Below are 13,319 nucleotides of genomic sequence, written 5' to 3'. Positions count from 1 at the left end.
AAAAAGGGAAAAAACAAAATATCACTGACCAATGTGCAGTTTTTACCAATAGCACAGCAGTTGACGAGCTTTGTAAGGACCTGTAAAGTTTTAATGAGAATAATAAAAGGTTGTCTATCCGTGCTGACAAGGCGGATTTTTCTAGGGCGTTTTATGAAGTTTTCTGATAAGTTTAGTCGGAATTAAAGGAACGAGGGATAACAGCATGATAACTTTAAATCGTTTATCGAAAGTGTTTCAAGCAAAAAGCGGAAACATAACAGCTGTCGATGACGTAAATTTATCGATAAATAAAGGCGAGATCTTTGGGGTTATTGGATACAGCGGTGCTGGAAAAAGTACCTTGATCCGCATGTTAAATATGCTAGAGCGGCCAAGCCAAGGGCAGGTTTCGGTGGCTGATTGGAACATGTCAAAGCTTTCCGGACGCTCTTTAAGAGAAGCAAGACAAGAAATCAGTATGATATTTCAGCATTTTAATCTGCTTTGGTCCAGGACGGTAGAGGAAAATATAGCTTTTCCTTTGGAAATAGCAGGCGTCCCAAAGAAAAAAAGAATAGAAAGAGTACAGGAACTTATAGAACTAGTAGGACTCCATGGGCGTGGAGATGCTTATCCTTCTCAGTTAAGCGGAGGTCAAAAACAACGGGTAGGCATTGCAAGAGCGCTTGCAAACAACCCTAAAGTTTTGTTGTGCGATGAAGCGACCTCAGCTCTTGATCCAAAAACGACAGATTCCATTCTTGATCTTTTAACGGATATAAATAAAAAACTAGGACTTACAATAGTACTTATTACACATGAAATGCATGTCATTCGTAAAATTTGTCATCGCGTAGCAGTGATGGATGGCGGAAAAGTAGTTGAACAAGGGATGGTGCTTGATGTTTTCCGCCACCCGAAGCAAGACATGACCAAAGAGTTTGTCAAACAAGTGACGGAGCCGGAAGAAACGATGGAAGCAATTGAAGGATTACTAGAAGATAGAAATATAGGGCCTGTAGTCAAATTAATGTTTCTTGGTGAAGATGCAGAGCAGCCCGTCATGACAGAACTGATCCAAACGTGCGGTGTCAGCGTGAATATATTGCAGGGGAAAGTTTCTAAAACGAGAGATGGCAGTTACGGAACCTTATTTGTGCAGCTGCAAGGAGAAAAGAAGAACCTTGATAAAGCTCTATTGTTTTTAGAAGACCATCGTATAGAAGCGGAGGTGCTGAACCATGATAAATAACCTCCAGGAAGAGCTGCTTCCTAATGTTAATTGGGAAAATATGTGGGAAGCTACATTAGAAACTGCTTATATGAGTGCTCTTGCTGTAGCCGCTACATTTATAATTGGTATATTTTTAGGTTTAATTCTCTACCTTACGGATAAAGGGAACCTATGGCAGAATAAAACGATCCATGCAATAGCTGCTGCGCTTGTCAATATATTTCGTTCTATTCCATTTATTATACTGATTATTTTACTGGTTCCTTTTACTACTTTTATTGTTGGAACAATGCTTGGGCCAAGTGCGGCGCTGCCGGCTTTAGTTATAGGAGCAGCTCCTTTTTATGCTCGCATGGTTGAAATTGGGCTGCGTGAAGTAGACAAGGGAGTAATTGAAGCAGCTCAATCGATGGGAGCAAATCAATGGCATATTATTTTTAAAGTCCTGCTTCCTGAATCAATGCCTGCCTTAATTTCTGGAATAACAGTAACCTCCATTGCGTTAGTAAGCTACACTGCAATGGCTGGGGTGATCGGTGCAGGCGGTCTTGGAGACCTGGCTTTTAGAGAAGGATATCAACGAAGTAATCCGGATGTAACTTTTATGGCAACCATCGCCATTCTTATCATTGTATTTATTTTGCAATGGATTGGCGACTGGATTACCTATAAATTAGATAAACGTTAAATTAAAGGAGGAAATGTCAATGAAACATTGGCTGCAATTATTAGCTGCACTTATCCTGATTTTGCTGCTTGCTGCATGCGGCGCCGGGGAAGATTCAGAAGAACAAGAATCAGGTGATACTGGAAACAATGAGGAAGAAGCAGCACCAGAAGAAGAAAATGCTGAATTAGTTGTTGGAGCTTCAAATGTACCTCATGCAGAAATTTTAGAGTTCGCATCGGACAAGCTAGCCGAAGAAGGTATAGATCTAGAAATCGAAACATTTAACGATTACATCGTACCGAATCAAGCGCTCGCTGAGGGAGAATTAGATGCTAACTATTTCCAGCATATACCTTATTTTGAGGGTCAAGTAGAAGAAAATGATTACGATTTTGTAAATGCAGGCGGGGTTCATATCGAACCGATTGGTGTTTATTCTCAAGAGTATGACAGCCTCGATGATCTTCCTGAAGGAGCAGAAATAATCATGAGCAGTTCGGTCGCAGACCACGGCAGAATTCTTATGATGCTAGAAGACGAAGGACTTATTACCCTTAAAGAAGGTGCAGGTATTAATGCCACGATTGAAGACGTTGAGGAAAATCCAAAAGATCTTCAATTCCGTGATGATGTAGAGGCTGCTACATTACCTCAAGCGTACCAAAACGGAGAAGGAGATGCTGTGCTGATTAACTCAAACTATGCTTTAGATGCAGGGTTAAGTCCTCGCGAAGATACCATTGCTATTGAAGATGAAGAAAATAATCCTTATGTTAATATTATTGCTGTCCGCAGCGAAGATGAAGATAAAGAAGAAATTGAGACTCTCCTTGATGTGCTTCATTCTAAGGAAGTTACAGAGTTTATCGAAGAAGAGTATGACGGTGCAGTAGTACCTGCAACAGGAGAAGGTGCTGAAGTTCCGGCAGAAGAGGACACTTCTGCGGAAGAAGATGAAGAAAATAACGAAGAGTAATAGTAAACAAGCCTGGAGACTTAATATCTTCAGGCTTTTTCTTTTTATACAATAGGAGGACAGTTTTACATTTGGACTTTGCGGCAAGCCGAGTTTTTCTAATTCTTTTTGAATGACAGTTTTTTTCTGCTGCATACTAAAAAAGTAATAAAAAGGAGGGAATCAAATGAGTCAGGAACAACAAGATAATCAGCAATCATCGATGATTCAGCAGGCTCTTCAGGAATATAAAGAGGGGCTTGGACATTTCACAGAAAAAATCCCTAACATAGCTCGCAAGTATAATGCGTTTACGGAAGCATGTTTTGCTAAAGGAGCCGTTTCTCAGAAAGAAAAACAAATGATTGCTCTTGGTGTCAGTGTATTTTCCCAAGATGAATATTGTATTATTTATCATACGAAAGGATGTTTAGACCAAGGGTGCACGGAAAAAGAAATCCTAGAAATCATTGGGGTGACAGCTGCCTTTGGGGGAGGTGCTGTAATGAGCCAGGCCGTAACGCTGGTACAGGAGGCCATTCAAGAACTCGAGGGATCACAACAGACCCATTAATTCGCTGCATAGATTAAGCAATTTAGTGTTCTGCGGGCTGACATCACTTTATTATTAAAAACAATTTCTATTAATGAGGAATGAAGAGAATTTAAGAGAAATTTTATCAATGAAAGAAGGTATTAAAGTCCATCCTTTCTCAGTATTAATTGTCAGAAAATATAACAACAATAGAATTTTGTAGTCAGAAAATTTACTTGCTATAGTTATAAATGTGTTAAAAACACAGAAAGGATGGATTTATTATCCACACACTAAATAACACTCATACGGGTGAAATGGAAAAAGCTATGCATCAATCCCATGGTTTCGGTTATGCTGAATATAACCGCAGCCTGCAAAAACGATTGGAAGTTGAACAGTCAAGAGAAATGGAATACAAAATCAGTTGTCAGATTGCTGCTGAATTTCACAACAGATATTAAATAAGGTGAAAAGAAAACCTGTTAGATAAATTCACAGGTTTTCTTTTTCTTTTAAGATGAATGGAATTCTGCTATAATACGAAAAGTGATGATAAAAATAATGGGGGGCTGACCTGAAGAGATAAATGCTTTAGGCAGTCCCCCCTTTTATTCTTTTTACTTTTTCACTATTATTATAGAGGAAATAGGAAAAAATAATGGCATTACATGCTATTCGAGGAAAGGTCCTTTTCTTGAAGTTTAATTGGATTTGTTTTAAAATAATAATGAGAATAAATTGAGAATCATGAGGATTCTACATAGAATCCCTTAATATTAGATAATGGAGGTATTTTCACATGGCAGCTTCAACTCTTAAGATCGAGAATCTTCACGTAGAAATAGAAGGGTCAGAAATTATTAAAGACTTTAATTTAGAAATAAATACAGGAGAGATCCACGCCATCATGGGGCCTAACGGTACTGGTAAATCCACATTGGCATCTGCTATTATGGGCCACCCGAAATATGAAATCACACAAGGTTCGGTGCACCTCGACGGGGAAAATGTCCTTGAAATGGAAGTAGATGAGCGCGCTAAAGCAGGAATGTTTCTTGCAATGCAATACCCAAGCGAAATCAGCGGAGTAACCAATGCCGACTTCATGCGTTCTGCTATTAATGCAAGACGTGAAGAAGGCGATGAAATTTCTTTAATGAAATTCATTCGAAAAATGGATGAAAAAATGGACACGTTAGAAATGGATCAATCCTTTTCTCAACGTTATCTTAACGAAGGGTTTTCAGGCGGGGAAAAGAAAAGAAATGAAATTTTGCAGCTGTTAATGCTCGAACCAAAATTTGCTATCCTTGATGAAATAGACTCCGGTCTTGATATTGACGCACTTAAAGTAGTTTCTAAAGGGGTTAATGACATGAGAAACCCTGACTTTGGCTGCTTAATTATTACTCACTATCAACGTTTGCTGAATTATATCAAACCCGACAAAGTTCACGTTATGATGCAAGGACGTATCGTGAAATCCGGTGGAGCAGAGCTGGCACAGCAATTAGAAGAAGAAGGCTACGACTGGATTAAAGAAGAACTTGGAATTGAAAACGAAAAAGTCGGCGATCAAGAGCAGGAAGTGTAATAGCAGGGAGGTTATATGATGTCAGTGGATACAAAGTGGACATACGATGAAGAATATGTAAAAGAGTACTCCCAAAATCGCGGAGAACCAGAGTGGCTTACAGAGGAACGACTTGCTGCTGTCCGTCTGGCGGATAAGCTCGAGCTTCCAAAGCCGGAAAAGACAAATATTAAAACATGGAACTTTACAGAGTTTAAACATGCTGCTGCTCCATCAGAAAGCATCAGTGATGTAGAAAGCCTTCACGAAGATGTTCAAAAATTAATTGATCGAAGCACAGAAGAGCAAAACTTAATCGTTTTTCGTGACGGCTATCCCGTTTATCGTTCGGTAAGCAAACGTTTAGAAGAACAAGGCGTGCTGTTTTGTGATATAGAAACAGCTGCAAAAGAGCACAGCGAATTATTGAAACAATATTTCATGGGGAAAGCAGTGAATGTTGATGAGCATAAATTAACTGCTTTACACGTTGCATTAATAAATGGAGGCACTTTTGTGTATGTGCCGAAAAATGTTCAGGTGGAAGCACCTTTACAAGTCATTTATTGGCAGGAAGACCCAGAAACGGCTCTTTTTAACCATGTTATCGTTGCTGCCGAGGATAACAGTGAAGTGACATATCTTGAGAACTACGTTTCTTTTGATGAAGAAAAAAGTTCAGTTGCGAACATTGTATCTGAAGTGTATGCCGGAAACGGTGCCAAAATTTCCTACGGCGGAGTTGACCATTTTGAAAAAGGAATGACTACCTATGTAAACCGCCGGGGTTATATAGAAAAAGACGGTCGTATTGATTGGGCTCTTGGGCAGATGAATGAAGGAAACACTGTTTCTGACAATACGACTGTGCTAGCTGGGGATGGTTCATATGCTGACTCCAAATCCGTTTCCATTGGCCGCGATAATCAAAGCCAAAATTTCTGGACGCACATTATTCATCATGGAAAACATTCAGATGGACAGATCCTTACTCACGGTGTAATGAAAGATAAAGCTTCTTCCATATTCAATGGTGTTACAAAAATTGAACATGGTGCTACAAAAGCAAATGGTGAACAAACAGAACGTGTTCTTATGCTGAGCGAAAAAGCACGCGGCGACGCCAACCCCATTCTTTTGATTGATGAAGATGATGTAACAGCTGGGCATGCAGCTTCTGTTGGGCGTATAGATCCAATGCAAATGTTCTACCTTATGAGTCGCGGTCTTTCAAAGACAGAAGCGGAACGTTTGGTTATTCATGGCTTTTTAGCCCCTGTTGTAAATCAACTTCCTATCCAGGCTGTTAAAGACCGTCTGTCAGAAGTTATTGAAAGGAAAGTATATTAATGGATGTACAGGAAATTCGCAAACAGTTTCCTATTTTGCACCAAGAAGTCAATGGCCACCCGCTCGTCTATTTAGACAGCGCCGCTACTTCTCAAAAGCCTGCAAAAGTTATTGAAAAGCTTGATGACTATTATCGGCGTTATAATTCCAATGTACACCGAGGTGTGCATACACTTGGCAGTTTGGCGACAGATGAATATGAAGGAGCACGAGAAAAAGTCCGCTCCTTTATTCATGCTTCAAGTATGCAGGAAGTGGTGTTTACAAGAGGAACAACAACGGCAATCAACACAGTAGCGCAAAGCTATGGAAGAAGCAACTTGCAAGAAGGTGATGAGATTGTTATAACACCAATGGAACATCATAGTAATCTCATCCCTTGGCAGCAAATGGCTAAAGCCACCGGTGCAGAGTTGAAATATATCCCATTGCAAGAAGACGGATCTTTATCTATAGCAGATATAAAAAACACCATTACATCAAACACTAAAATTGTAGCAGTTACTCATGTTTCTAATGTAATGGGGACAATAAACCCAATCAAAGATATTACCCGGCTGGCTCATGAAAACGGTGCTGTAGTCCTTGTAGATGGAGCACAAGGCGCACCCCATATGAAAGTAGATGTGCAAGAACTCGATTGTGACTTTTACACATTCTCCGGCCATAAAATGGGAGGACCTACAGGAATAGGTGTGCTTTATGGAAAAAAACATCTATTAGAAAAGATGGAGCCTGTTGAATTCGGCGGAGAAATGATCGATTTTGTCGACCTGTATGATTCTACGTGGAAAGAGCTGCCATGGAAGTTTGAAGGCGGAACGCCGATTATTGCAGGCGCAATTGGCCTTGGCGCTGCCATAGACTTCCTTGAAGATGTAGGAATGGACAATATTGAAGCCCATGAAACAAAGCTAGCTGAATATGCAGTCAATAAATTAAAAGAAGTGGATGGTTTTCATATTTATGGACCGGAGAAACGAGCTGGTCTTATCACTTTCAATATAGATGATGTCCACCCGCATGATGTGGCGACTGTACTGGATGCAGAAGGTATTGCTGTGCGGGCCGGCCACCATTGTGCACAGCCTTTAATGAAATGGCTGAACGTGGCAGCAACAGCCCGGGCTAGTTTTTATATTTACAATACAACCGAAGATATTGATGCCCTAACAGAAGGCTTAATAAAAACAAAGGAGTATTTTGGTGATGTCTTTGCATAGCAATCTAGATACTCTTTACCGTCAAGTAATCATGGATCATTATAAAAATCCAAGAAACCGAGGAGAGCTTGAAGGTGAGACGCTGCATGTAAATATGAATAATCCAACTTGCGGCGACAGAATTCAATTGCAATTAAAAGTAGAAGACAATAAAATTTCTGAGGCAAAATTTGTCGGGGAAGGCTGCTCAATCAGCTTGTCTTCCGCTTCCATGATGACCGATGCTGTGAAAGGCCGTACGGTTGAGGAAGCCCTGGAAATGGCCGGGATTTTTTCGAGTATGATGCAAGGTCAAGAGTATGAAGAGAAATACGACCTAGGTGACATTGAAGCCCTTCAAGGAGTAACAAAGTTTCCAGCCCGAATTAAATGTGCTACACTGGCATGGAAGGCAATGGAAAAAGGACTCAACGAAGAGGAATAAATAATCTGCCAAAGAAATGTTCCTTACCCCCCTTTCTTTTTAGAGAAAGGAGGCCCTATAATAAAAAGAGAAACAATTCTTGAAGGAGATCTTCAAGACGTTCTCTCTATTTTCCTAAAAGGAGGTTACCCGCATGGCTAAGAAAATGCCGGAAATCGGTGAATACCAATACGGGTTTCATGATAAAGACGTTTCTATTTTTCGTTCGGAGCGTGGTTTGACGGAAAACGTTGTTAGAGAAATTTCTAACATGAAAGAAGAACCAGAATGGATGTTAAACTTCCGTCTCAAGTCATTGGAACAATTTTATAAGATGCCAATGCCGCAGTGGGGCGGGGATCTGACAGGACTCATTTTTGATGATATCACTTACTATGTAAAACCTTCCGAACGTTCTGAGAAATCTTGGGATGAAGTACCGGAAGAAATTAAGAATACCTTCGATAAACTAGGTATTCCAGAAGCGGAACAAAAATATCTTGCTGGTGTTTCTGCTCAGTATGAATCTGAAGTTGTTTATCACAACATGCAAGAAGACCTTGAGAAACAAGGCATTGTGTTTAAAGACACAGACACAGCGTTAAAAGAGAATGAAGACATTTTCCGTGAGCATTTTGGAAAAGTGATTCCGCCATCTGATAATAAGTTCTCTGCATTAAACTCTGCTGTTTGGTCTGGCGGTTCGTTTATCTATGTGCCAAAAGGTGTGAAAACGGACACGCCGCTGCAAGCATATTTCCGTATTAACTCAGAGAACATGGGACAATTTGAGCGTACGCTTATCATTGCAGATGAAGATAGTTCCGTTCACTATGTGGAAGGATGTACTGCACCGGTTTATTCAACAGACTCTCTTCACAGTGCGGTAGTCGAAATTATCGTTAAGAAAAACGCATACTGCCGTTACACCACCATTCAGAACTGGGCGCCTAACATTTATAACCTTGTTACTAAACGTGCAGTAGCAGATGAAGGTGCAACGATGGAATGGGTAGACGGCAACATTGGTTCAAAACTTACGATGAAATACCCTTCTGTTATTATGCGTGGACCTGGCGCTAAAGGTACTATTCTTTCCATTGCAATCGCAGGGAAAAATCAGCATCAGGATGCCGGGGCAAAAGTGATGCATCTTGCGCCAAACTGCTCATCTACCATTGTTTCTAAATCCATTTCAAAACATGGTGGTAAAGTAACGTACCGTGGTATTTCTCATTTTGGGCGTAAAGCAGAAGGTTCTTATTCAAAAGTCGAATGTGACACATTGATTATGGATAATGAATCTACGTCTGATACGATTCCGTACAACGAAATCATGAACAATAACATTACACTGGAGCACGAGGCTACCGTATCTAAAGTTTCTGAGGAACAGCTCTTCTATTTGATGAGCCGCGGTGTTTCAGAAGAAGAAGCGACTGAAATGATCGTAATGGGCTTTATTGAACCATTCACGAAAGAGCTTCCAATGGAATATGCGGTGGAAATGAACCGTTTGATCCGTTTTGAAATGGAAGGTTCGATCGGTTAATTTTCCAGAAACTCCAATATTGTTACCTTTAAAGCGAACCCCTCAGCTGGGTTCGCTTTTTCACGTAAAGGAGGAGCAGCCGATGATTTACGTTGGTTTAACAGGCTGGCGGGACCATGAGTTATTGTACCCTCCTGGAACTCGCCAGACGGAAAAATTAGAAACATACAGCAGTCATTTTCCTACGGTAGAAGTGGATTCCGCCTTTTATGCAGTGCAGCCTGTAAAAAATTATGAAAAATGGGTAACCCAAACCCCGGAACGATTTTCTTTTATCGTGAAAGCGTACCAAGGCATTACTGGCCATCAAAGAGGAGAGATTCCTTTTTCTTCAAAAGAAGAGATGTTTGCAGCGTACACAGCTTCTTTAAAACCGGTTACAGAGTCAGGAAAATTAGGTTTGATATTGTGTCAGTTTCCACCCTGGTTTGAGTGTAATAAAGAAAACGTAGATTATCTTCGTTATGTTAGAGAAAAGCTGGCCGATTTTCCCTGTGCACTAGAATTTCGCCACCAATCCTGGTTCTCAGACAACTATAAAGAAAAAACATTGGAATTTATGGAGAAAGAACAGTGGATTCACAGCATATGTGATGAGCCTCAAGTAGAAGAGGGATCAGTCCCTGTCATTTTACGGGCAACAGATCATCAAAAAACACTGGTTAGGCTTCATGGCAGAAATAAAGAAGCATGGAAACGACCAGTACAAGGACAAAATTGGAGAAGTGTTCGTTATCTATATGACTATTCAAGAGCCGAAATAGAAGAATGGGTAAATCATGTGCGAGTTTTAGAAAAAGAAACGAACAATATATATTTTATTTTCAATAACAATTCTGGAGGACATGCCGCATCGAATGCAAAAACGTTTTTACATGCAGCTGACATCACCTATGAAGGTCTGGCCCCACAGCAATTGTCGTTGTTTGATGATACGGAATCATAGTAGAATAGAAAGATAGCCGCAAAATAGATATTAACAAAAACTGTAAATAAGTTTTAAGCGGATGTTGTAAGCATTGGGAAAGAGGGTTAGTATGGTTTGGGCAGTGTTGTTTTTAACCGGTCTTGCTGCTGGTGCGCTTGGGAGTTTAATGGGGTTAGGCGGAGGAATTATCGTTGTACCCGCTTTAATGATATTTAGTGTACTAAGTCCATTCTTTGCAGACGTTACACCGCAGACGGCAGTCGGAACCTCGCTTTTAATTATGATTTTTACCGGATTATCTTCTACGCTTTCATATATGAAACAAAAAACAGTGGACTATATGGCTGGAGGTATCTTTTTTATTGGGAGTGGTCCAGGAGCGCTATTTGGCGTATGGTTAAATAAAGATTTAGAAGTAGGTCCTTTTCTTATTTTTTTTGGTATGTTTGTTATTTTGGTTTCTTTTATTCTGCTTATTCGAAATAAATTAAAGCCATTATCCATAAAAGGAAAAGGGATTAGGAGAACATACCAGACCGAAGCCGGATTGGAAATTGAATATGGATTCACTCCTTTTGTAGCTATTGTTATATCTTTTTGTGTTGGTATGTTTTCCGGATTGTTCGGCATCGGAGGAGGATCATTAATGGTGCCGGTTATGATTTTGTTATTTGGTTTTCCTCCCCATATAGCCGTAGCTACTTCCATGTTTATGGTGTTATTATCTGCATTGGTCAGTTCAATATCACATATTGCCCTTGGAAATGTGGAATGGCTTTATGCATTAGCACTTATACCAGGCGCATGGATTGGTGCTAAAATTGGTGCAGAAATTAACCGTAAATTAAAAAGTGATACCCTTGTAACGATTCTAAGAATTTTTTTAATTGTGATTGGTTTAAGGTTAATGTGGCAAGGTTTTACCGGGTTGTAATACGAACACATGATAGAATTTTAAAAGGCGGTGCAATCATTGTCTTCATTGATACCTATTTATATTTACCACACGAATGATCTTCATAGCAACTTGCAGCAGTGGCCGTCCGCTGTTTCTTACATAAATACACGGAGGCAATTTCATAAAAAGAAAGATGAAACAGCATTGTTTCTAGATATTGGAGATCACGCTGATCGCGTTCATCCTATAACCGAAGCAACACGCGGAAAAGGAAATGTAGAACTGTTGAATGAAGCTGGAATCCACCATGTGACAATTGGAAATAATGAGGGAATTACTCTTTCCAAAGGTGAGTTAGATTCTTTGTATGAACATGCTCAGTTTAAGGTTTTGCTTGCTAATTTATTTTATGATAAAGAAAACCTCCGTCCCGAATGGGCAGAGCCATTTGACATTATAGAAACAAAAGAAGGCATTCGAATTGGGTTGATCGGTATGACAATTCCTTTCTACCCATTATATAAAGAGCTCGGATGGGTTATAAAAGATCCACTGGAAATCCTGCCAGCTTTACTTGCAGAAGTGAAACCGAACGCTGATATTGTCGTGTTTTTATCGCATTTGGGTTATCCGAAAGATGAAGAAATAGCAAAACAATTTCAAGAAATCGATGTCATTTTAGGTGCACATACACATCATTTGCTAAAATCGTCCATTTTAATAAATGATACACTGGTTGCTCAGTGCGGAAAGAACAGTTATTATGTCGGCCAGGTGCAACTTTTATTTGATAAAAATACGAGGAAAGTGATAAAAAAAGAGGGAGCTGCAGAGGATGTCAGTAAGGAAGAGCCAGCCCAAGAAACCGAGGGATTGTTAGGGCGCCTTGAAGAAAAGGCAGACAAGATTTTAGAAGAACCTATTGCAGCTATACCAGAACCCCTGTCCATCTCCTGGACACTGCCCTCCCCATTTGCTGATTTGCTCGCTGAAGGGCTGAAAGAGTGGTGCGGGGCGGAGATTTCTATGTTAAACTCTGGTCTATTGTTAGGATCTTTAGAATCTGGCAATGTCACTCGTAAGGATTTGCACCGGCTTTGTCCTCACCCCATTAATCCTTGTCTTGTTCACGTGAAGGGCTCCGTATTAAAGGAAACGATAGCTGCAGCTTTTACGGAAAAAATGATTCATCTGCCTTTAAAAGGTTTAGGATTTAGAGGGGAAAAACTGGGAAGAATGGCTTTTGCTGGGATGACCGTAGAACTTGATGAATCAAAAACGACCCCGTACATTAAAAATATTTTGATCCAGGGTGAGTCATTAGAAGCGACGAAAATTTATAAATTAGCGACTGTAGATATGTTTACATTTGGTCCACTTTATCCAGGACTTGCTCAATGCAGCAAGAAAAAATACTTCATGCCTGAAATGATGAGAGACGTTTTATCAGATATATTAAAAAATCGTTATGCTTGACTGTAAAACAAGCTTCCATTTCCTCTCTTTTTTCATAAAGTAGTAATAAGCTGACAGAAAGAGAGGGAACCGGAAATGATGAAAATGGAACCGGTAGTACTTCATGATCAGTTTTATACTTCTATGATTGTCGAGCTGCCTGATACGACCCTTTTAATTGTATCTGGTGAAAAAGGGTATATCATGTGCGGTGCTTTAGATATTGATGTCTTAAACAGTAAGTGGCCAAAAAGAAAAATAGCAGCTGGAAGAGCTTTGGGAGTACGTACTATTGATGAATTACTTGAAGCTCCGATGGAATCTGTTACAAAAGCTGCAGAAGCATTAGGCGTCAAAGCAGGCATGACTGGTAAAGAAGCTTTATATTTTATGTAAAATGAAATGTGTATTGAATAAGCAGCAGTTGGTTTAAGAGAAACCAGCCGCTGTTTATTTTTTTATACTTTAAGAGTTTAACTCCATTATAGGATTAAAGTATAAGAAAAACTAAGGCTTTCGCTATTAAAGACTTGGGGACAAGCCGAGTCTTTCTAAAAC

The 13,319-nt window shown here is 39.9% G+C and carries 14 protein-coding genes; all 14 read left to right on the top strand.

Annotation, left to right across the window (positions count from 1 at the left end):
- Positions 1 to 205: 205 nt before the first annotated feature.
- Positions 206 to 1,234, top strand: a complete 1,029-nt coding sequence (locus CEF16_RS11330) for a methionine ABC transporter ATP-binding protein (RefSeq protein WP_091581314.1) — start codon at positions 206 to 208, stop codon at positions 1,232 to 1,234.
- Positions 1,224 to 1,904 carry a methionine ABC transporter permease gene (locus CEF16_RS11325; protein ID WP_091581317.1) on the top strand — a complete coding sequence of 227 codons (681 nt, stop codon included), beginning with the start codon at positions 1,224 to 1,226 and terminating at the stop codon, positions 1,902 to 1,904. Before CEF16_RS11330 ends, CEF16_RS11325 begins: the two co-directional genes overlap by 11 nt.
- Positions 1,905 to 1,923: 19 nt before the next feature.
- Positions 1,924 to 2,862, top strand: coding sequence for a MetQ/NlpA family ABC transporter substrate-binding protein (locus CEF16_RS11320; protein ID WP_091581319.1), 939 nt, complete (start codon positions 1,924 to 1,926; stop codon positions 2,860 to 2,862).
- 166 nt (positions 2,863 to 3,028) lie between these two features.
- Entirely contained in the window at positions 3,029 to 3,415 is a 387-nt protein-coding gene (locus CEF16_RS11315; RefSeq protein WP_091581322.1) for a carboxymuconolactone decarboxylase family protein, read from the top strand.
- A 278-nt stretch (positions 3,416 to 3,693) separates the two neighbouring features.
- Positions 3,694 to 3,840 carry a YuzK family famiily protein gene (locus tag CEF16_RS23765; RefSeq protein WP_170031836.1) on the top strand — a complete coding sequence of 49 codons (147 nt, stop codon included), beginning with the start codon at positions 3,694 to 3,696 and terminating at the stop codon, positions 3,838 to 3,840.
- Between the two features lie 338 nt (positions 3,841 to 4,178).
- Complete coding sequence (sufC, locus tag CEF16_RS11310) at positions 4,179 to 4,973, top strand: Fe-S cluster assembly ATPase SufC (protein WP_091581325.1); 795 nt, start codon at positions 4,179 to 4,181, stop codon at positions 4,971 to 4,973.
- A gap of 18 nt (positions 4,974 to 4,991) precedes the next feature.
- Complete coding sequence (gene sufD, locus CEF16_RS11305; RefSeq protein WP_091581327.1) at positions 4,992 to 6,302, top strand: Fe-S cluster assembly protein SufD; 1,311 nt, start codon at positions 4,992 to 4,994, stop codon at positions 6,300 to 6,302.
- Complete coding sequence (locus CEF16_RS11300; RefSeq protein ID WP_091581330.1) at positions 6,302 to 7,525, top strand: cysteine desulfurase; 1,224 nt, start codon at positions 6,302 to 6,304, stop codon at positions 7,523 to 7,525. Before sufD ends, CEF16_RS11300 begins: the two co-directional genes overlap by 1 nt.
- A complete protein-coding gene (gene sufU / locus CEF16_RS11295; protein WP_091581333.1) occupies positions 7,512 to 7,949 on the top strand; it encodes a Fe-S cluster assembly sulfur transfer protein SufU in 438 nt (145 codons plus the stop codon). The genes CEF16_RS11300 and sufU overlap by 14 nt, the downstream gene beginning before the upstream one ends.
- A 133-nt stretch (positions 7,950 to 8,082) precedes the next feature.
- Positions 8,083 to 9,480, top strand: a complete 1,398-nt coding sequence (gene sufB, locus CEF16_RS11290) for a Fe-S cluster assembly protein SufB (protein ID WP_091581335.1) — start codon at positions 8,083 to 8,085, stop codon at positions 9,478 to 9,480.
- Between the two features lie 82 nt (positions 9,481 to 9,562).
- Positions 9,563 to 10,426 (top strand): DUF72 domain-containing protein, encoded by an 864-nt coding sequence (locus tag CEF16_RS11285; protein WP_091581338.1) that lies wholly within the window; start codon positions 9,563 to 9,565, stop codon positions 10,424 to 10,426.
- Between the two features lie 91 nt (positions 10,427 to 10,517).
- Complete coding sequence (locus CEF16_RS11280; RefSeq protein ID WP_091581341.1) at positions 10,518 to 11,342, top strand: sulfite exporter TauE/SafE family protein; 825 nt, start codon at positions 10,518 to 10,520, stop codon at positions 11,340 to 11,342.
- A gap of 39 nt (positions 11,343 to 11,381) precedes the next feature.
- Positions 11,382 to 12,782 (top strand): bifunctional metallophosphatase/5'-nucleotidase, encoded by a 1,401-nt coding sequence (locus CEF16_RS11275; protein ID WP_170031833.1) that lies wholly within the window; start codon positions 11,382 to 11,384, stop codon positions 12,780 to 12,782.
- A 75-nt stretch (positions 12,783 to 12,857) separates the two neighbouring features.
- Entirely contained in the window at positions 12,858 to 13,157 is a 300-nt protein-coding gene (locus CEF16_RS11270; protein ID WP_091581346.1) for a YunC family protein, read from the top strand.
- The last annotated feature ends 162 nt before the right edge of the window (positions 13,158 to 13,319 follow it).

It is taken from the genome of Alteribacillus bidgolensis, assembly GCF_002886255.1.
Taxonomy (GTDB): Bacteria; Bacillota; Bacilli; order Bacillales; family Marinococcaceae; genus Alteribacillus; species Alteribacillus bidgolensis.
The sequence above is the reverse complement of the archived record's forward strand: the minus strand, read 5'-3'. Positions and strand labels throughout refer to the sequence as shown.

Bases quoted from the DNA above. Each gene is read 5' to 3' on its own strand.
- CEF16_RS23765 (WP_170031836.1), top strand. From the start codon at position 3,694: ATGGAAAAAGCTATGCATCAATCCCATGGTTTCGGTTATGCTGAATAT.
- CEF16_RS11280 (WP_091581341.1), top strand. From the start codon at position 10,518: ATGGTTTGGGCAGTGTTGTTTTTAACCGGTCTTGCTGCTGGTGCGCTT.
- sufC (WP_091581325.1), top strand. From the start codon at position 4,179: ATGGCAGCTTCAACTCTTAAGATCGAGAATCTTCACGTAGAAATAGAA.
- sufU (WP_091581333.1), top strand. From the start codon at position 7,512: ATGTCTTTGCATAGCAATCTAGATACTCTTTACCGTCAAGTAATCATG.
- sufD (WP_091581327.1), top strand. From the start codon at position 4,992: ATGTCAGTGGATACAAAGTGGACATACGATGAAGAATATGTAAAAGAG.
- CEF16_RS11320 (WP_091581319.1), top strand. From the start codon at position 1,924: ATGAAACATTGGCTGCAATTATTAGCTGCACTTATCCTGATTTTGCTG.
- CEF16_RS11300 (WP_091581330.1), top strand. From the start codon at position 6,302: ATGGATGTACAGGAAATTCGCAAACAGTTTCCTATTTTGCACCAAGAA.
- CEF16_RS11285 (WP_091581338.1), top strand. From the start codon at position 9,563: ATGATTTACGTTGGTTTAACAGGCTGGCGGGACCATGAGTTATTGTAC.
- CEF16_RS11330 (WP_091581314.1), top strand. From the start codon at position 206: ATGATAACTTTAAATCGTTTATCGAAAGTGTTTCAAGCAAAAAGCGGA.
- CEF16_RS11270 (WP_091581346.1), top strand. From the start codon at position 12,858: ATGATGAAAATGGAACCGGTAGTACTTCATGATCAGTTTTATACTTCT.
- sufB (WP_091581335.1), top strand. From the start codon at position 8,083: ATGGCTAAGAAAATGCCGGAAATCGGTGAATACCAATACGGGTTTCAT.
- CEF16_RS11315 (WP_091581322.1), top strand. From the start codon at position 3,029: ATGAGTCAGGAACAACAAGATAATCAGCAATCATCGATGATTCAGCAG.
- CEF16_RS11325 (WP_091581317.1), top strand. From the start codon at position 1,224: ATGATAAATAACCTCCAGGAAGAGCTGCTTCCTAATGTTAATTGGGAA.